Annotated in this window: 12 protein-coding genes and 1 tRNA gene; 8 read left to right on the forward strand and 5 right to left on the reverse strand. The window is 43.8% G+C overall.

The window, feature by feature from the left end; genetic code table 11:
- Positions 1-312: 312 nt before the first annotated feature.
- Positions 313-465, reverse strand: a complete 153-nt coding sequence (locus tag BMW79_RS23660; protein ID WP_089898725.1) for an AlbA family DNA-binding domain-containing protein — start codon at positions 463-465, stop codon at positions 313-315.
- Between the two features lie 497 nt (positions 466-962).
- On the opposite strand from BMW79_RS23660, the gene BMW79_RS23665 reads away from it, so the two are divergent.
- Positions 963-1,973, forward strand: coding sequence for a PDDEXK nuclease domain-containing protein (locus tag BMW79_RS23665; RefSeq protein WP_089898726.1), 1,011 nt, complete (start codon positions 963-965; stop codon positions 1,971-1,973).
- 141 nt (positions 1,974-2,114) lie between these two features.
- Here BMW79_RS23665 and BMW79_RS23670 read toward each other — a convergent pair whose 3' ends face one another.
- The 3 genes from BMW79_RS23670 to BMW79_RS23680 form a co-directional block, all read right to left on the reverse strand.
- Complete coding sequence (locus BMW79_RS23670; protein WP_089898728.1) at positions 2,115-3,197, reverse strand: ATP-binding protein; 1,083 nt, start codon at positions 3,195-3,197, stop codon at positions 2,115-2,117.
- Positions 3,198-3,924: 727 nt separating this feature from the next.
- On the reverse strand, positions 3,925-5,286 hold the full coding sequence (locus tag BMW79_RS23675) for an ATP-binding protein (protein WP_089898730.1): 1,362 nt from the start codon (positions 5,284-5,286) through the stop codon (positions 3,925-3,927).
- A 229-nt stretch (positions 5,287-5,515) separates the two neighbouring features.
- Positions 5,516-5,588: transfer RNA gene (locus BMW79_RS23680), tRNA-Lys, on the reverse strand.
- A 192-nt stretch (positions 5,589-5,780) separates the two neighbouring features.
- On the opposite strand from BMW79_RS23680, the gene BMW79_RS23685 reads away from it, so the two are divergent.
- From BMW79_RS23685 to BMW79_RS23700, 4 genes are all read left to right on the forward strand, one after another.
- Entirely contained in the window at positions 5,781-6,593 is an 813-nt protein-coding gene (locus tag BMW79_RS23685) for an SDR family oxidoreductase (protein WP_089898732.1), read from the forward strand.
- A 246-nt stretch (positions 6,594-6,839) separates the two neighbouring features.
- The gene (locus BMW79_RS23690) at positions 6,840-7,667 is read left to right on the forward strand and encodes an SAM hydrolase/SAM-dependent halogenase family protein (protein WP_089898734.1); all 828 of its coding nucleotides are present in this window, start codon (positions 6,840-6,842) and stop codon (positions 7,665-7,667) included.
- Positions 7,664-7,957, forward strand: a complete 294-nt coding sequence (locus tag BMW79_RS23695) for a putative quinol monooxygenase (RefSeq protein ID WP_089898736.1) — start codon at positions 7,664-7,666, stop codon at positions 7,955-7,957. The genes BMW79_RS23690 and BMW79_RS23695 overlap by 4 nt, the downstream gene beginning before the upstream one ends.
- A gap of 171 nt (positions 7,958-8,128) precedes the next feature.
- On the forward strand, positions 8,129-11,362 hold the full coding sequence (locus BMW79_RS23700; RefSeq protein ID WP_089898738.1) for a glycosyltransferase family 117 protein: 3,234 nt from the start codon (positions 8,129-8,131) through the stop codon (positions 11,360-11,362).
- A 288-nt stretch (positions 11,363-11,650) separates the two neighbouring features.
- Here BMW79_RS23700 and BMW79_RS23705 read toward each other — a convergent pair whose 3' ends face one another.
- Positions 11,651-12,496, reverse strand: coding sequence for a sugar phosphate isomerase/epimerase family protein (locus tag BMW79_RS23705; RefSeq protein WP_089898740.1), 846 nt, complete (start codon positions 12,494-12,496; stop codon positions 11,651-11,653).
- 170 nt (positions 12,497-12,666) lie between these two features.
- On the opposite strand from BMW79_RS23705, the gene BMW79_RS23710 reads away from it, so the two are divergent.
- From BMW79_RS23710 to BMW79_RS23720, 3 genes are all read left to right on the forward strand, one after another.
- The gene (locus BMW79_RS23710; RefSeq protein WP_089898742.1) at positions 12,667-13,761 is read left to right on the forward strand and encodes a vWA domain-containing protein; all 1,095 of its coding nucleotides are present in this window, start codon (positions 12,667-12,669) and stop codon (positions 13,759-13,761) included.
- Between the two features lie 24 nt (positions 13,762-13,785).
- Complete coding sequence (locus tag BMW79_RS23715; protein ID WP_089898745.1) at positions 13,786-15,288, forward strand: sigma 54-interacting transcriptional regulator; 1,503 nt, start codon at positions 13,786-13,788, stop codon at positions 15,286-15,288.
- A 144-nt stretch (positions 15,289-15,432) separates the two neighbouring features.
- Positions 15,433-17,862 carry an ABC transporter permease gene (locus tag BMW79_RS23720; protein ID WP_089898747.1) on the forward strand — a complete coding sequence of 810 codons (2,430 nt, stop codon included), beginning with the start codon at positions 15,433-15,435 and terminating at the stop codon, positions 17,860-17,862.
- The last annotated feature ends 105 nt before the right edge of the window (positions 17,863-17,967 follow it).

The following is a 17,967-nucleotide window of genomic DNA, read 5'->3' on the forward strand; positions in this document are numbered from 1 at the left end:
TTTGAATGATAAACCTTTATATCCCAAAAACAGGAAAGCCGCGTAAATCCTACGATTTATGTGGCTTTGATACTGTTTGTTTTCTTTGTTGTGATCCCTATGGTACAGAAATCGAACTTATTATTTTTTGACTTGAAAGCTTTACATACGTTATAATACTAATATTACAATACCTTTTATGGCCCCATTCCTGCACTCTTGCCCCTTTATGGCCCCTTTGGCCCCTTTATGGCCCGTATTACCTTAGCATTTCAAAAATATATGAAGTTCCTTTTCCTGTAGTGCCTATTTTCCGTAATAATCTCCTTTCCATCATTTCTTGCAAATCTCTACACCAACGATATGACTGTTGTCATCTACGCCTATAAATATTCGACCACCTTGCGCATTAGCAAAACCATATACCCATTTCAAATACTCATCTCTCCAGGATTGCTTGTACTCTATATTGTGCTGTTCTGGCATATTTTGCGGTATTAAAGATCTATATCCTAAAAAATTATTACCAAGCCCAAACCCTATATTCTGCTCACTTGTGAAACAATTTGTATTAACAAATATTACAACCTTATGGGACTCGAATCCAGATCTCCCTGAAAATAAACCATTTAATTTTTGTTGAAAACTGATACAAAAATTATCGAACGTAAAAAAGCCTTCAAATCTTGCGACTTGAAGGCTTATCTTATTTTCGTGATCCCCTTGGTACAGAAATCGAACTTTCTTCTATGCTATATGCAGGCATTGCTGTCTCTAAGCCCTTAAATCCAGCGCCGATAAACCGATAAACCTATTCTTAATCCAATATAAAACCTCCCATTTTAATATGCCAAATTGTTATCAGATGGTTAATCCATTCTTATTCTGTTGATTGATTCATTTCTATATGAATGTTCTTTTAACTTATGTACCCGATGGTAAAGCTATAATGACCATTGTTCAAGGATAATAACAAATAATCTATGAATGAAAAAGATTACAAAGATTGGCTATTAGAAATAAAGCACAAAGTAAGACAAGCTCAACTAAAGGCGGTGGCCAATTTCAATATTGCTTTGATTGAGCTTTATTGGGAACTAGGAAAAGAAATTGTCTTACGGCAAACCGAATCAAAATGGGGGGATAACTTTCTGGAACAACTCTCCATTGATCTGAAGAGGGGGTTCCCGGAAATAAACGGCTTCTCACGGAGAAATTTATATACAATCCGGCAGTGGTACCTCTTCTTTTCACAAGAATTTGAATTTGTGCCACAACCTGTGGCACAATTACCCTGGTCTTATCAGCGACTCCTGATTTCAAAAATAAAAGAACTCAAAATAGCCGTCCAGTATGCGAAAGCGACCCATAAAAATGGTTGGTCAAGGACGCAACTTGAGATTAACATTAAAAGCAATTATCATTTAAGACAAGGAAAAGCGGATCACAACTTCGAATCAACCCTACCCAAGCCGCAATCTGATCTTGCAGCTGAAAGTATTAAAGATCCCTACCATTTTGATTTCCTCGGATTAGAAGAGAATGCCCAGGAACGAGAAATTGAGCTTGCCCTTACACAGAAAATAACTCATTTTATGCTGGAACTTGGGAAGGGTTTTGCCTTTGTCGGCCGTCAATATAAATTAGAAATCAGTGAGTCAGACTATTTCCTGGATTTATTATTCTACCACTTACATCTTCGTTGTTTTGTAGTCATAGAATTAAAGGCTGGAAAATTTCAGCCAGAATATGCAGGTAAATTGAACTTCTACTTATCCGCAGTGGATAGCCAGTTAAAACATGCTACTGATAGTCCCTCAATTGGAATGATACTATGCAGAATGAAAGATAAAATAGAAGTGGAATATGCGCTGCGCGATTTGAATAAACCTATAGGTATAAGTTCCTTTGAACTCTCTGAAATTATACCAGACAGCTTGAAAACTCAACTACCTACCGTTGAAGAGATGGAAAGAGAATTAATAGACGGGTAAAAAAGGTATTCAAAAAAAAGCGTGATACATTCTTTCGAATTGTATCACGCTTCGTGATCCCTGTGGTACAAAACTCGAACTTTCTACATTCTGATCTGTATGTATTGAGCATATATAATGATTTATAAATAAAGTCAAAGCTCACTTTTTATGCTGCTGGATTGCTCTCATGTCAAACCACTCTTCAAAGCAAATATCTTTTTCTGATTCACGCTTCCATTTCCTATCACTCATTTTATAGTAAGTGTACATACAGAAATCACTAGCATATTTGAAAGTATCTCTTATATTATGTGAAAGCCTATTGAATAATACAATAAATGCCTTCTCACTCAAGGGAATGTAGAAACTATCATTATGTGAGCAGTATTTAATTCGACTATGGTAAATGGATCTAGCACAATGCGTATTTACTTCCTTTATTTCAATTGGATCATGTAAAAATCCTTTCAGCCGAGCTGATGAAGCAATATTTCCTACAATTCCGGATGCGCCACAAAGAACCCAACGAATACCCGAAATATTGAATAGTGAATCTCTCAATTCCTCAATATTTTTCTTTGCAGAGTCAGACGTCCCTATTATTTCCAAATTATCTATTGTACAAACAACTCCACCACCAGGCTTAGCAGGAAAAATTTCCTGCAGCCAATTTTTAATTTTATGTCTAAATCCGCTTTTCTCAAACCCTTTAGAGCTATTGATAGCCTCTGTAAAGCCCATCCCAACAGGACCTAATGTAGCTTGAAAGCTAGAAATCATTGGAGAATTTAACCACTTATCAATGGATGTTGAATCATCAGGAATCTCGAATCCAAGATCTTCCAAATCTTTAGCTCTTTTCAAAAGTGTTTGAGCTATTTCCGTCAACACTTCATCAATAAAATCCTCTATCTTTTTTGAAGGATCAATCTGAAAATTTCTGTAGCAAGGAATAAACAGACGCTTTCGCTTTCGCTCTTTTTCATTCTTTTCATCTTCTTCCTTGTACCATTTATAGTAGTTCTCATAACATTTATACAATGCTACGTTTATCAGACTAGTTTTACCAACTCCGTTAGGTCCCTCAACGGTTACGAGAGAAGGTGTATTAAATAGGTTGGCATTAAACATTTCGATTTCGTCAGTGCGCCCTATAAGCAATTTAGTCCCATCTTCGTTTGGCTCAAGCGGCGAAGTCTTAAATGGATTCTCATCAATACCCCAATCTTTGAACAATTCCATCACATGATATTTAATTCATAACTACGAGAAATTAATACTCAAGTAAAAACTAATTAAATCCTAGAGGTCACTATAGACTAAGCCCGTAGCTAAATTTAGTAAATAAATCATTCTTTCATTGTTATTTTCAGAGTAACCAGTGTCTTCCTTATAAAAGATCAATCATTTGTTGAAAAAATAAAAAGCGTGGCACTTACTTCGAATTGTATTATTTTCCGTGATCTCCTGAAACAGAGAATCTCTAACTATCTTATTTATCATGTATTGAAAATATGAATCTTGAATAATTGTTATTAATTAGTTAATCTAACTCTTATATGATAGGACACACAGTGAAATTATGTTCCTCCGTTATTTGTTGATTATTCATCAATAAATAAGAATATGGAAATTTGCCAAAATCTAGGTCGCGATTCCGGTGTTTCTGCCTTTCTGATCGACGACAACTCTATAACCGTTGAGTTCAGTGATCTAGAACAAATGAAAATCTTAGCTTTAAGTGGAAAAGAGCTAAATGGCTTTATGGTAGGCATATCAAGAAAAGATTTGCTGCCAAATTAAGGTAGACTACTTATATCATACTAAAGTTAGAAAAATAAAAAAGCGTGATAAATTATTTGGAATTGTAGCACGCTCCTTCCTGATCGATATGGTACAGAAATCGAACTTATTAATTTTTTGCGTTGGAAGCCCTATACACATTATAACAATAAATACTAAGATTCATTTATTGCCCCTTTGCGGCACTTTTTGCCCCTTTATTGCCCCTTTGCAAAACATAATAAGTCCCCTTCCCTGTTGAACCAATCTTTAAAATCAAATTCTTTTCTAATAATAACTGGAGGTCGTATGACGCTGTACGCTTGGATACATTAAATAACTCCTGGTATTCTCTATTGCTGATTCGTTCATTCGCCTTCATAAACAGCAATACCTTAATATGTCTTTCCTCGAGATCGTATCGCCGCAAAAAATCCTCTGTATAAATATCTTTCAGAAATGTTATGCTAAAGCCCCCCTGCTCTTCTTCAATCAGAGGCTCAGGCAATCCTGCTTCAAAACAAGCATCAATAATTTTATTAATGCCTCTTCCCCATGATTCAATATAACCAGACTTAAAAAAAACATTTGCTATATTTTTATTCCTTGGATAGGACGAGTGTTCCTTTCGTAATTCATCAATGCTCAACTCCTCAGGTAAACTTCCTGGATTCCATAAATGTAAACGATCATCATAAACACGAAGAAATATGTAGGTACTTGAATAATCTTTATGAATAATGGAATTTAATACTGCCTCACGTAGGGCCGACTCCGGATACTCCAAAGGTTCTAGTCTTTCTAAACCTTTGTAAGAAATTGGTCTTATTAAATACTTCGTCTTTAAAACCTCCATAACCTTATCTGCCATATCAAAAATATTGGTTTCGACAATATCATGAAATAAAAGATCATGACTTGATTTACCGAATCTACCAATTTTAAAACTTGCTGTCACAGTCACCTTCATAAGATCCTTACCAAAAAGCAACATAGAAGCATTTGTCAACTGGCCTTGTTCTGTTATTAGATCAAGGTTTTTCAATAGTACATCAATTCTCATTTCTCCCGCGGCAGATGGAATTCTGTTCTTCTCAACAGCTTTGGCAATAAAGAGTTGGATGGTGCCTTCATTTAGGTCTTTTAATGTCCCCCCTTCTATTGGCATATCTTCCCATTTTCTGCCTATTTTTCTCAAAAGCAAATTCTGTAAGGCAATGCCCTTCAATTCTTGTTTTGTGCTACCACTACGATAATGATAGATACCATGATACGCGATTGGAACGCTACTAGTGGGGACTACAATTTCAATGTAATGTCTATTTTCTTTTTTATGTAAATTGACATCAGCAACTAGTCCTAAATGATTAACCACTTTATTCGGTATATCATCCATCAATTTTCCATATTCATCAACTCCGACCACAATGCCATCGTCATCAATACCAATAAATAATTTTCCCCCTTGTGCATTCGCGAATCCACATATCCATTTAAGATACTCATCTCTCCAGGATTGCTTGTACTCTATATTGTGCTGTTCTGGCATATTTTACGACATTAAACATCGATTATGCCGCAAAACTAATACGAGGGGCAAACTATATATTCTGCTCACTTATGAAACAATTTGTATTAACAAACATTACAACTTTATGGAACTAGAATCCGGATCTCCCTGAAAATAAACCATTTAATTTTTGTTGAAAACTGATACAAAAATTATCGAACGAAAAAAGCCTTCAAATCTCGCGACTTGAAGGCTTCTCTTATTTTCGTGATCCCCTTGGGACTCGAACCCAAGACCCATACATTAAAAGTGTATTGCTCTACCAACTGAGCTAGGGAATCATTTTCGCTGTTAAGCGGGTGCAAAAATAGTAATATTTTAATTCCTACCAAATTTTTATTCCAGAAATCACAAAACCTAGTCCCACTGCACATTATAACACCCTTCCACAAAAATAGTTCATTACATTTCTGTAAATGCGTTGTAATAATTTGATGTTACTCACCTATTTTTGTGGGGCTTAAATTATACCCATGAATACGTACTTTCAAAATAAAACGGTAGTCATTACCGGCGGATCGTCTGGAATCGGGAAAGCCCTTGTCACGGAATTACTGGCGCAGGATGCTAATGTAGCCGTATGTGGCAGAAAACAAAATGCGCTCGATGATCTTCAGAAGGAGGTCAATAATAACCGGCTATTTACCTTTGTGGCCGATGTGAGTGTGGAGGGCGACTGCAAAGCTTTTATTGAAAGTACGATCACCAGGTTTGGTAAAGTGGATATTCTGATCAACAACGCCGGTATTTCTATGCGTGCTTTGTTCCGTGATCTGGATGTCAGTGTGTTGAAATCACTGATGGATATCAATTTCTGGGGAACGGTATATTGTACCAAGTTTGCTTATCCGTCTATTCTGGCCAATAAGGGAACCATTGTGGGCGTATCATCTATTGCGGGCTACCGTGGATTGCCGGCACGTACCGGGTATTCCGCTTCCAAATTCGCGATGCAGGGCTTCCTGGAGGCGCTGCGCACAGAAAATTTACATACAGGCGTTAACGTGATGTGGGTGTGTCCCGGCTTCACGGCGTCCAATATCCGCAATACTGCCCTCAATCCACAGGGACAGGCACAAAGCGAAACTCCCTTGGATGAAGGTAAGCTCATGAGCGCAGAGGCGGTGGCAGCAGCCATTGCAACGGCCATCGCTAAACGTAAGCGTACGCTGGTACTCACCGGTCAGGGTAAGCTTACAGTGTTGCTGAGCAAACTCCTCCCCGGCTTCCTGGACAAAATGGTTTACAATCACTTTAAAAAAGAACCCGGTTCTCCCCTGCAGTAAGTAAACAATTATTTCACTGTAGCCGTTAACGTTAGTGCAAAAAAATACATCTAAATAACGATCGCCTCGGGTTTTTTGTCTTTATTTGCACTAAGTTTATCTTATATAACCCCCAATGGCATCTTTTTTGGAAGGAAAGCGCACATTAATTTGCCATTCCGGAGAAATGAAAAACGGATAGATGAGTGAGGACGGGAATTGATTGGTGGGTTTTGAACACAGGGATTTGGATTTAGATTTTCGGGCATGTCCATTATAACATTAACATCAGACATAGGAATGCAGGATTACCTGGTAGGTGCCATTAAAGGGCAGCTCTGGCAATACTGCCCGGAATGTCATGTTACGGACATCACACATCATATCAGCCCTTTTAACTTACCACAGGCCACTTATATCTGTAAAAGCGCCTTTGCCTACTTTCCGCTGGGTACCTTTCACTTTGTGCTGATCAACCTGTTCGACAAACGGCCCGATCACGTACTCATAGCAGAACATAACGGACAATACATCGGTTGCGCCGACAATGGCCTGCTCACCATGATTGCCGGGGGAATGCCGGAGAAGGTCATCAAACTGCCTCTCCCTCCGGATGCACCCAAAAACACTTTTACCATTATACAGCTCATGGCGTCTGCCGCCAGGGAACTAAGCCGGGGTAAAGCGCTCGGCGAACTCGGGCCGCTCACCCAGCAGATCCATGTAAAGAACAACCTCCAGCCACTGGTAGGAGACGATTTCATAGAAGGACAGATCATTCATATCGATAGCTTTGAGAATGTTGTGGTGAATATCACCCGGCAACAGTTCGATATACAATGCAAAAAACGCAAGTTCCGGATCTTCTTCCGTCGTGATGAAGTGATCAGCCAGATCAGTGAAACCTATGCAGACGTACCCGAAGGTACCAAGCTGGCACTCTTTAATGCAGCCGGCTATCTCGAAATCGCCATCAATAAAGGCAATGCAGCCGGGTTATTCGGACTGCAGGGCTTCCGGCGCGATCAGCTTACCCAGCCCACCGGATACCAGCAACTGTCATACTACCAAACTGTAAGAATAATTTTTCAATGATCAATCGTATCGTTAAAATGGAATTTGACCCGGAGAAAGTACCTGCTTTCCGGGAACTCTTCAACAAACAACAACACCTGATCCGGCACTTTCCCGGATGCCTCCACCTCGAATTATGGGAACATGCCGCCTCCGGAAACACCTGGTTCACTTTCAGCCAGTGGGAATCTGAAGCCGCACTCGAAAAGTACCGGCACTCGGAACTCTTCCGCGAAACCTGGACTGCCACCAGGGCGCTCTTCAATGGGAAACCGGCCGCATGGACCGTTCTGCCCGCCGTGAAACTCTAATCACTTGAATTTTAATGATATTATAATCTCCCTTCATACACAAATGGGAGGCTTAAAAGCCGGTATCCAAAGGCTGCCAGCCAAAAAGATATTTACAAAAAGTTAAAACTGTTCACCAGATTAGCATAATTTGCTGTTTTTTATATTTTTGTCGGACCTTAAAACAACCTTATGAATTTTAAAAGGACCAACAACATGGTCGGCTGGGTCATTTGCATCATTGCCTGCTTTGTTTACATTAAAACGATGGAAGCTACAGGCAGCTTGTGGGACTGCGGCGAGTTTATTTCAAGTGCTTACAAAGTACAGATTCCCCATCCGCCCGGAGCACCATTGTTCGTGTTGCTTGGAAGATTGTTTAGTATGTTCCTGAAACCATCTCAGGCCGCCCTGGGCGTAAATACCATGACAGCCCTGGCCAGTGGTTTCACTATCCTGTTCCTGTTCTGGACCATTACCCACTTTGCACGCAGACTCATGGTGAAAGCCGGAGAAGAAATCTCCCGCGAAAAAATGATCGCCATCATGGGTGCCGGTGCCGTAGGTGCTTTAGCCTATACTTTCTCCGATTCATTCTGGTTCTCCGCTGTGGAAGGTGAAGTATATGGTATGTCCTCTTTCTTTACCGCCATCGTTTTCTGGGCCATCCTGAAATGGGAACATGAAGCCGATGAACCCTATGCCGACCGCTGGATCGTTCTGATCGGCTACCTGCTGGGTCTTTCCATCGGTGTCCATCTCCTCAACCTCCTCACCATCCCGGCTATGGTAATGGTGTACTACTTCAGACGCTTCAAAGTAAGCGCCTGGGGCACCTTCTGGGCTTTCGTGATTGGTTGCGGTATCACCGGCCTCGTACAGAAATACCTCATCCAGGATACCGTTAAGGCTTCCGGATATATGGATGTATTCTTCGTAAACTCTCTCGGAATGGGATATTTCTCCGGATTTATCTTCTATTTCGTACTCATTATAGCAATACTCGTCATCGGTTACCGTAAACCTAAATTCGGTATCTACGCACCCTTTGTCGTAATTGCCACCATTATTATTGTACCTGCGTTCAACGAACCTGGCACGGGTACCATCTTCTTTAAATTCTTACTGGCTGCATTCTTTGTTGCCATTCCTTACCTGCTGAAAGTAGCAGGCGTAAAAACAGATATTGCAAAAACGGCACATTTCAGCCGCCTGACCATCTCTTTCGTGCTGTTCATGCTGCTGGGTTACTCTACCTATATTACTACTATGGTGCGCTCTACCGCGAACCCTTCAGTAGATATGTACAACGTAGACAACCCGATTTCCCTGGTAGGTTACCTGGGTCGTGAGCAATATGGCGACTTCCCGCTGGTATACGGTCAGGTGTTTACTGCCCGTCCTACCGGTTACAAGGAAGGCGCTAACATCTACGCCCGTGGTCCTAAGAAATACGAAGTATCCGGCAAAAAAATGGATCCTGAATACGATCCGGCTGATATGATGCTGTTCCCGCGCGTTTGGGATGCCAGCAACGATCAGGGACATGCTGACTACTATAAAACCTGGCTGGGCCTCCAGCAAGGCGAAAGACCCGACTTCGGCGATAACATCAAGTTCTTCCTGCAATACCAGGTAAACTTCATGTACTTCCGCTATTTCATGTGGAACTTCGCCGGTAAACAGAATGATACCCAGGGCTATGGCAACGTGCGTGACGGTAACTGGATCTCCGGTATTCCATTTATCGATAATTTCATCTACGGCGACCAGTCCATGATGCCCGACAGCCTCAAAGAGAACAAGGCACACAACACCCTGTTCTTCCTGCCGTTTATCCTGGGCCTCTTCGGATTCTTCTACCAATATAAATATCACCGCAAAGATACCCTCATCGTATCGCTGCTCTTCTTCTTCACCGGCTTTGCGATTGTTATCTACCTGAACCAGGCCGGTAACCAGCCGCGTGAACGTGACTACGCTTACGTAGGCTCCTTCTACGCATACGCCATCTGGATTGGTTTGGGCGTGCTGTCGGTATACAGCTTCCTGCAAAAGAAAATCAAGAGCGCCATTACCCCGGTACTGGCCACCGGTATCTGCTTACTGGCTGTACCTGTGCTCATGGCCTTCCAGGAATGGGACGACCACGACCGCTCTACCAAATATGTAGCAAGAGACGTTGCGAAAGATTACCTGGAATCCTGCCAGAAAAATGCGATCCTGTTCACCGTAGGTGACAACGATACCTACCCGCTCTGGTACGCACAGGAAGTAGAAGGCATCCGTCCGGATATCCGCGTGATCAACCTCAGCCTCCTCGGCGTGGATTGGTACATCGATCAGATGCGCAGAGCCGTAAACGAAAGCCCGGCCATTCCAATGACCTGGTCTGCTGAGAAATACAGAGGTGAAAACCGCAACTATATCCGCTTCTTCGATCCGGGAAATATTCCGGCCGATAAATACTTTAACCTGAAAGAAATCATGAACTTCATGGGAAGTGATGATGCCAACAGTAAAGTAACTACCCAGGACGGCGGTGCAGAAAACTTCCTGCCTACCCGTCAGCTGTTTATTCCGGTAGACAAGCAGACAATCCTGGCAAATGGCGTAGTAGCAGCGAAAGACAGTGCGAAGATCTTACCTTCCATGCCTTTCAAAATCACTAAAAACTACCTGCTGAAAAATGACCTGGCAGTGTATGATATCATTGCTGCCAACGACTGGAAACGACCTATCTACTTCACCAGCCCTACCGATCTGGGTCTGGGTGAATATATGCAGACAGATGGTCTGACCTATCACCTGGTACCTTTGCCAAAAGCTACATCTGCGGATCCGCTGGGCATGGATATCAACGCGAACGTAGGCGTGATGTATGATAACCTGATGCACAAATTTGAATTCGGTGGCGCACAAACCCGCGGTACCTACTTCGATGAGCCAAACAGGAAAATGATCATGTACCTCCGTCAGGCATTCACCAAACTCTCTGTGGCCATGACACAGGAAGGACAGTCGAAAGACAGTGCGCTCAACGTACTCCACTACATGGACAAAAACATACTGGAAACCAACTTCCCGTATGCAATGACCACTCCGGGTAACATGCACAACTATACTTCTATCCAGACCATCTACGCTTACTATATGGCCGGTGATGCGAAAAGAGCAGAAGAATTGTCCAACAAAGTGATCAAGGACTGTGAACAGCAGCTGCGCTACTACAGCTCACTGCCGGCTAACAGAATGACCAACGACTTACAACGCGATGGTCAGAATGCACAACAGTTCATCACCTGGTTAAACCAGATGAAAGGTGAATTTGGCACCAACGGTTCCAGAAGAGGAAAGGACGGCGCTATTCAGGTGAATACCGAAGATTCCAATGCTGCCCCGGTAGCACACGACTCTGCGAAGTAATCACCGCAAACAATAAAAAGGGAAGCCCATACCGCCTGGTATGGGCTTCCCTTTTTTAATCCCCTTCCCTGCGGGAGATGCCAATGCAGTGATCCTTTCCATGGCTCGTATAAGCCAGGAGCTGCACCGGTAAACATTCTCCTGTTGTTGTGTTCCGTGCCTGTTTCCCCTCCGGGAGATAAATAACGCAGTAGCCATCTCCCAAAAAAATCCGGAGATAACAGCAGCAGGTAAAACACCTCCTTCCGTTATCTCCGGATATACACCCCAACGGGATGTAATATGGATTTACAGGTTACTTACGATTGTTCTCCAGAAAGCAGCACTGGCTTTAACATCCGGTACGCTGTTATCCCAGTTGTACTCGTACTCTGCGGAAAACAGGCCTTTGAATTTCTGGTTTTTCAGCGTTTCCATCACCTTTGGCATCTGGCAAACACCGGTACCCCAGATCACATCATGGGAATCAGCAGATTTGTCGTTCAGATCCTTAAAGTGAAGACTCACGATATGTCCGTTCAGTTTCTTGATACATTCAACGGGATCCAGTCCTGAGCGTACCCAGTGACCGATATCAGCGCAGGCACCCATGTATTTGCTTCTGCCTTTGATGGCTTCCAGCACAATTTCAGGGCTCCAGTAATGACTTGGTTTCGGGTGATCATGGATCGCCAGTTTAATCTGGTACTGGTCGCACAGGGAAGAAATCAGGTCCAGGTCTTCTGTTTTTGGCTCAGAAGTAATGCTCTGGATACCCATTCTATTGGCGAAATCAAACAGCATGCGCCATTCTGCATCGGAATTAGGTACTACCACACCGAAAGCCACCAATACTTTACGTTTCTTTTTAAACAGGGCTTTTACCTGCTCCTGCTTATCGGGCGACATATGGTAATCAAATTTACCTTCAATGCCACCACCGATTACCTGTCCGGGGAATGCTTCCACATACTGGATGCCGCAGCTGTCCATTTTATCCAGCGCTTCTGCCAGTGTAAAATGATTGAATGTCCAGGCCTGCGCTCCCAGCTTCCAGCCCAATGCATCTGCCCTGGCCTGAGCAGAAGCCGCATTTGCAAACAATGCAACCGCTAAGCCGCATGCCAGCACCAATGCATTTCTCAGTTTTTTCATATAGCTTTTTTTTTGATGATTGAAAGTAGTTGCTTTCAAACTAAAATGCAAGTTTTCACCGAAGAAAATACCATAACCCAGGCAAAACCATCCCGGCTCATCAATACCATTATACCAACGGTTTGCTGTTTCTCCGCGAAAAGTGGTAAATTTAAAGTAGAAGAAGAGCTATGAGAGGAATACAATTTACCAGGTTCAACCCGGACGATAACAAGAAACCACCTTTCCAGAAATTACTGGACCTTTTCACCCAACTCCTTACCTACACCAGCGGAGACGTATCCGAAGCCCTTCAATGGCTCACGGAACTGGATAAGGAATATAATCTCACCAACCAGGACTATGGTATCGGCGATTTTATACAGGAACTGCGGGATAAAGGATATATCCGCGAAAACGAGGAGAGCGGCGAAATAGAAATTACTTCCAAAGCAGAACAAACCATCCGTAAAAATGCATTGGAAGAAATTTTCGGCAAACTGAAAAAGTCGGCCACCGGCAATCACAATGTCCGCAAATCAGGCATGGGCGATGAACTCAATGCCGAAACCCGCCCCTTCGAATTCGGAGATGGCGTAGACCAGCTGGATATTACCGCCTCCATCCGGAACGCGCAGATCAATCACGGCATCGACAGTTTCTCCATCAGCCAGGACGACCTGGAAGTAAAAGAAACCGATTTCAAAACACAAACGTCTACCGCCCTGATGATCGATATTTCCCATTCCATGATCCTTTATGGGGAAGACCGCATCACACCCGCCAAAAAAGTGGCCATGGCCCTGGCGGAACTCATCACCACCCGGTATCCGAAAGATACCCTGGACATCATTGTGTTTGGAAACGATGCCTGGCAGATAGAAATCAAGGATCTGCCCTATCTGCAGGTTGGGCCTTTCCATACCAATACGGTAGCCGGCCTGGAACTGGCCATGGATCTGCTCCGCCGGAGACGTAATCCAAACAAACAGATCTTTATGATCACAGATGGAAAACCCACCTGCCTGAAAATAGGATCACAGTATTACAAAAACAGCTTCGGCCTCGACAGGAAAATACTCAACCGTACCCTCAACCTGGCCGCGCAATGCAAAAAACTGAAAATACCCATCACTACATTTATGGTAGCCACCGATCCATGGCTGCAACAATTCGTACAGGAATTTACCGAAACCAATAACGGTAAAGCCTTCTTTTCCGGCACCGATAAACTGGGACAATTTCTTTTCCGCGATTTTGAAAGCGGCAAGAGAAAGTTTTATTAAGACAAAAAAGCGTAATTATCAAAGATGAACACAAACATAAAAACATTAGGCGAACTCAAAAAAAGCGGCTATAAACCAGTCTCAGTAAAAGAAGAGATCAGACGTAACCTGATCAAAAAACTAAAAGATAAAGAAAGCACTTTCCCCGGCATCATCGGGTATGAAGATACCGTCATCCCGGACACAGAAAGAGCCCTGCTCTCCCGGCATAATATCCTCTTTCTCGGTTTACGCGGCCAGGCGAAAACACGTATGGCCCGCCAGATGACCGATCTGCTGGATGAATACATCCCGGTTGTGGAAGGATCAGAAGTAAACGATGATCCCTTCAATCCACTGTCGCGCTATGCGAAAGACCTCATCGCCGAAAAAGGCGATCAGACACCCATCACCTGGCTCCACAGCAGTGCACGGTATGGCGAAAAACTCGCTACACCCGATGTATCCGTGGCCGACCTCGTAGGCGATATTGACCCGATCAAAGCCGCCAACCTGAAACTCAGCTACGCAGATGAAAGAGTGATCCACTTCGGTATCATCCCCCGCTCCAACCGCGGCATCTTCGTGATCAACGAATTACCCGATCTGCAGGCACGTATACAGGTATCCCTGTTCAACATCCTCCAGGAAGGCGATATCCAGATCAGGGGTTTCAAAGTGAGAATGCCACTCGATATCCTGTTTGTGTTTACCGCTAACCCGGAAGACTATACGAATCGTGGCTCTATCGTTACGCCGCTGAAAGACAGGATCGAAAGCCAGATCATTACCCACTATCCGAAAACAATCGAAAACTCCCTGCTCATCACCGAACAGGAAGCCGATATACACGACGAACAGGTTGCGAAAGTGCAGATTGCCGATATGGTAAAACGCCTGATCGAACAGGTGTCGTTCGAAGCCCGCAACAGTGAATACGTAGACAAAAAAAGCGGGGTATCTGCCCGTTTAACCATTGCAGCCTACGAAAACGCCGTGAGCGCCGGAGAACGCCGTGCCATCATCAACAAGGAAAAGGATACACAGGTACGCATCGCTGACCTGCAGGCCATTATCCCCGCCATCACCGGTAAAATTGAACTGGTATACGAAGGCGAACAGGAAGGCCCGCTGCAAGTGGCGCATAACTTGCTGGATAAAGCCATCCGCACCCTCTTTGCTACCTACTTCCCCAATCCCGACTCTTTCAAGAAAAAGAAAGCAGGCGGTCCGGTGGAAAATCCTTACCGCAGCGTTATCCAGTGGTTTGATAAAGGTAACTCGGTACAACTGCTCCAGGATATCAGCGATAAACAATATGAAACTACGCTGAGCAAAGTAGAAGGTTTGAAAGAGCTGATCAAGGCAAGCTTCCCTAAAGTCAATAACAAGGAAGCCCTGCTGCTCATGGAATTTGTACTCCATGGCCTCTCCGCCTATTCCCTCATCAGCAAAAAAGTAGTGGAAAATGAAACCCGCTTCAGCGATCTGTTAGGTACCATGATGAATTTCAGTCTTGGTGGCGACGCCGAAGAACCGGAAGAATAACCTAAGCAATGTTGTCCGTTTTTGACGCGCGTTTGTACTAAAAACGAACAGTTATCATAACGCCGCTTATTTAATTAATTGATTCCTAATTAATTAAATAAGCGGCATTTTATTGGAGATCACTACTGGCTAAACGTTGCTGGTATGCTCAAGAACTATCTGAAAATTGCGTTCCGTAATCTGACAAAAAATAAAACTTTCAGCTTTATTAATATCATCGGTCTGGGAATCGGGACCATATGCTGCCTCTATATTGTAATGTATGTAACAGACCAGTACAGCTATGATAAGCAACATATTGCAGCGTCAGATATTTACCGCGTCAATACCGCTTATAGTACCCAGGGGAATACATCGCTGGTTGCTACTACTTCTCCTCCCATTGCACCGGCCATGAAAAATGATTTCGGAGAGGTAATGCAATACACCCGGGTCGTAAAAACCAGCGCACTGGGCGTAAAACAACACCTGCTCAGCTACAGGGGGAAAAATATTTATGAAAAAGAAGCCGCCTATGCCGACAGTACGCTGTTTGACGTATTCTCCTTTCATTTCGTATATGGAGACCCGTTAACCGCACTCGCCGCGCCTTATTCGGTAGTATTGTTCCAACCCACTGCACGCAGGCTCTTTGGAGACAATGATCCGGTGGGTAACCTCATTGAAATCAATAACGATTATGGAAAACACACCTTCAAAGTAACCGGCGTTATTGACGAAAGTCTGGGTAAATCACACCTCCAGACCAATCTCTTTATGTCGATGAACAGCGGAGGCATGGGCAGTTACACTTACCAGAATAACGCCTGGGCAGCCTATAACTACACCTCCAGTTATGTAAAGCTGAAACCCAATAGCAATGCTGCTTCCCTGGAGAAAAAGCTGCCCGCATTTGTGCAGAAATACGGCGCCGGGCAACTGAAAGAACTGGGCATGGAAAAACAGTTGTCGCTCCAACCCGTAATGGCGATACACACCAGCGGCGATTATAAAAACGAATTCACCAAAACAGTGAACCGCTCTTTTCTGAATATGCTCCTGCTTATCGCCGCGCTGATCCAGGTCATTGCAGGGATCAACTTCATGAACCTGGCTACGGCAAGGGCATCTAAAAGAGCAAAAGAAGTAGGCGTCAGAAAAGTAGTGGGCGCGGGTATCAGCGATCTCGTCAGGCAGTTCCTCGGCGAATCTATCCTGCTGTCGATGCTTGGTGTACTGGTGGCGCTTCCGTTGTTGGTATTGCTTCTTCCTTACCTGAACCGGATTACACAGGCAGATATCCCGCTTTCCTACCTGCTCAGCTATCGCCTGTGGGGCATGTTGCTGGCCATCGCGCTTGTTACCGGCTTGCTGGCAGGCAGCTACCCGGCATTCTATCTTTCCGCATTTAAACCGGTAAAGGTGCTTAAAGGCAATTTCAGCAATCACATCTCTGCCAATGGAATCCGCCGTTTGCTCGTGGTATTTCAGTTTGTACTGTCTATCGCTTTTGTGGCCGGCATCATTGTGATCTACAGTCAATTGAACTATATCAAAAATAAGGACCTGGGCTTCGAAAAAAACCAGCGCCTCATTCTTCATTTTTACACGGACGATACCAAAGCAAAGGTGCCTGCATTACTGAGCGACCTCCGGCAATTGCCAGAAGTAATAAGCGCGAGCCAGGCAGAGAATTATCCGAGCCAATCCGTTGCACGCGACTGGTCCTACTACCTCGAAGGCGCAGATGTAAACAGCGCGAGAGACGTACAATTCATGAATACCGATGATGGCTTTATCAAAACAGTTGGCATCAAACTGATGAGTGGCAGAGACTTCAGGCCAAACGACCACCATAAAGTACTGATCAATGAAACCTTTGCAAAAGAGCTGGGCATAGACCCTGCTACCGCACCCGGCAGAAGAGTTTCTCCTGTGCAGGAAGCCGGTGAGGCGCCCAGCTTTATGGAAATAGCAGGCGTTATGAAAGATTTCAACTACAACTCCCTCCATAATGATGTGCATCCCCTCATGTTAAAATACGATCCCGAAAATGCCAGCAACAACGTGATCATCAGCGTCAGTAGCCTGCATTATACGGCACTGCTGGAAAAAATAGGACGCATCTGGCAGAAAGATTTCCCTGCCATCCCTTTTGAATACAGCTTCCTCGATGAAGAAGTACAAAAACAATATGAAACAGAAACTACCCTTTCCAATATTATCAATTCCTTTACCGGCATCGCCATTTTTATTTCCTGCCTGGGATTATTCGGTCTGTCTGCGTTTAGTGTAGAACAACGTAACAAAGAAATCGGTATCCGGAAAGTACTAGGCGCCAGCGTCGCCGGGTTGGTATCGTTACTATCGAAAGACTTCCTGAAACTGGTGGGTATTTCTTTTATTATTGCCACTCCCATCGCCTGGTGGGGCATGCATCAATGGCTGGAAACTTTCGCTTACCGTATTCCCCTCAGCTGGTGGATGTTTGGATTAGCCGGTATGCTCGCGATGCTGATAGCGCTATGTACGGTGAGTGTACAGGCAGTGAAGGGCGCTATTGCCAATCCCATCAGAAGCCTGAAAACAGAGTAATGCAACTTATAATTCCGGCGCAGGCGAAGATGACGCTTCGCCTGACGCCGGATATCCCTCTCCCACTGCAGCATAGACTCCCCTGCATTCCGCTTCTTCCCTCCA

This window comes from Chitinophaga arvensicola, assembly GCF_900110835.1.
GTDB lineage: Bacteria > Bacteroidota > Bacteroidia > Chitinophagales > Chitinophagaceae > Chitinophaga > Chitinophaga arvensicola.

What these genes read in the sequence shown, in the direction of transcription:
- BMW79_RS23665 (WP_089898726.1), top strand. Translation starts at nt 963, where the DNA reads ATGAATGAAAAAGATTACAAAGATTGGCTATTAGAAATAAAGCACAAA.
- BMW79_RS23660 (WP_089898725.1), bottom strand. Translation starts at nt 465, where the DNA reads ATGCCAGAACAGCACAATATAGAGTACAAGCAATCCTGGAGAGATGAG.
- BMW79_RS23700 (WP_089898738.1), top strand. Translation starts at nt 8,129, where the DNA reads ATGAATTTTAAAAGGACCAACAACATGGTCGGCTGGGTCATTTGCATC.
- BMW79_RS23670 (WP_089898728.1), bottom strand. Translation starts at nt 3,197, where the DNA reads ATGGAATTGTTCAAAGATTGGGGTATTGATGAGAATCCATTTAAGACT.
- BMW79_RS23685 (WP_089898732.1), top strand. Translation starts at nt 5,781, where the DNA reads ATGAATACGTACTTTCAAAATAAAACGGTAGTCATTACCGGCGGATCG.
- BMW79_RS23720 (WP_089898747.1), top strand. Translation starts at nt 15,433, where the DNA reads ATGCTCAAGAACTATCTGAAAATTGCGTTCCGTAATCTGACAAAAAAT.
- BMW79_RS23695 (WP_089898736.1), top strand. Translation starts at nt 7,664, where the DNA reads ATGATCAATCGTATCGTTAAAATGGAATTTGACCCGGAGAAAGTACCT.
- BMW79_RS23705 (WP_089898740.1), bottom strand. Translation starts at nt 12,496, where the DNA reads ATGAAAAAACTGAGAAATGCATTGGTGCTGGCATGCGGCTTAGCGGTT.
- BMW79_RS23675 (WP_089898730.1), bottom strand. Translation starts at nt 5,286, where the DNA reads ATGCCAGAACAGCACAATATAGAGTACAAGCAATCCTGGAGAGATGAG.
- BMW79_RS23715 (WP_089898745.1), top strand. Translation starts at nt 13,786, where the DNA reads ATGAACACAAACATAAAAACATTAGGCGAACTCAAAAAAAGCGGCTAT.
- BMW79_RS23690 (WP_089898734.1), top strand. Translation starts at nt 6,840, where the DNA reads ATGTCCATTATAACATTAACATCAGACATAGGAATGCAGGATTACCTG.
- BMW79_RS23710 (WP_089898742.1), top strand. Translation starts at nt 12,667, where the DNA reads ATGAGAGGAATACAATTTACCAGGTTCAACCCGGACGATAACAAGAAA.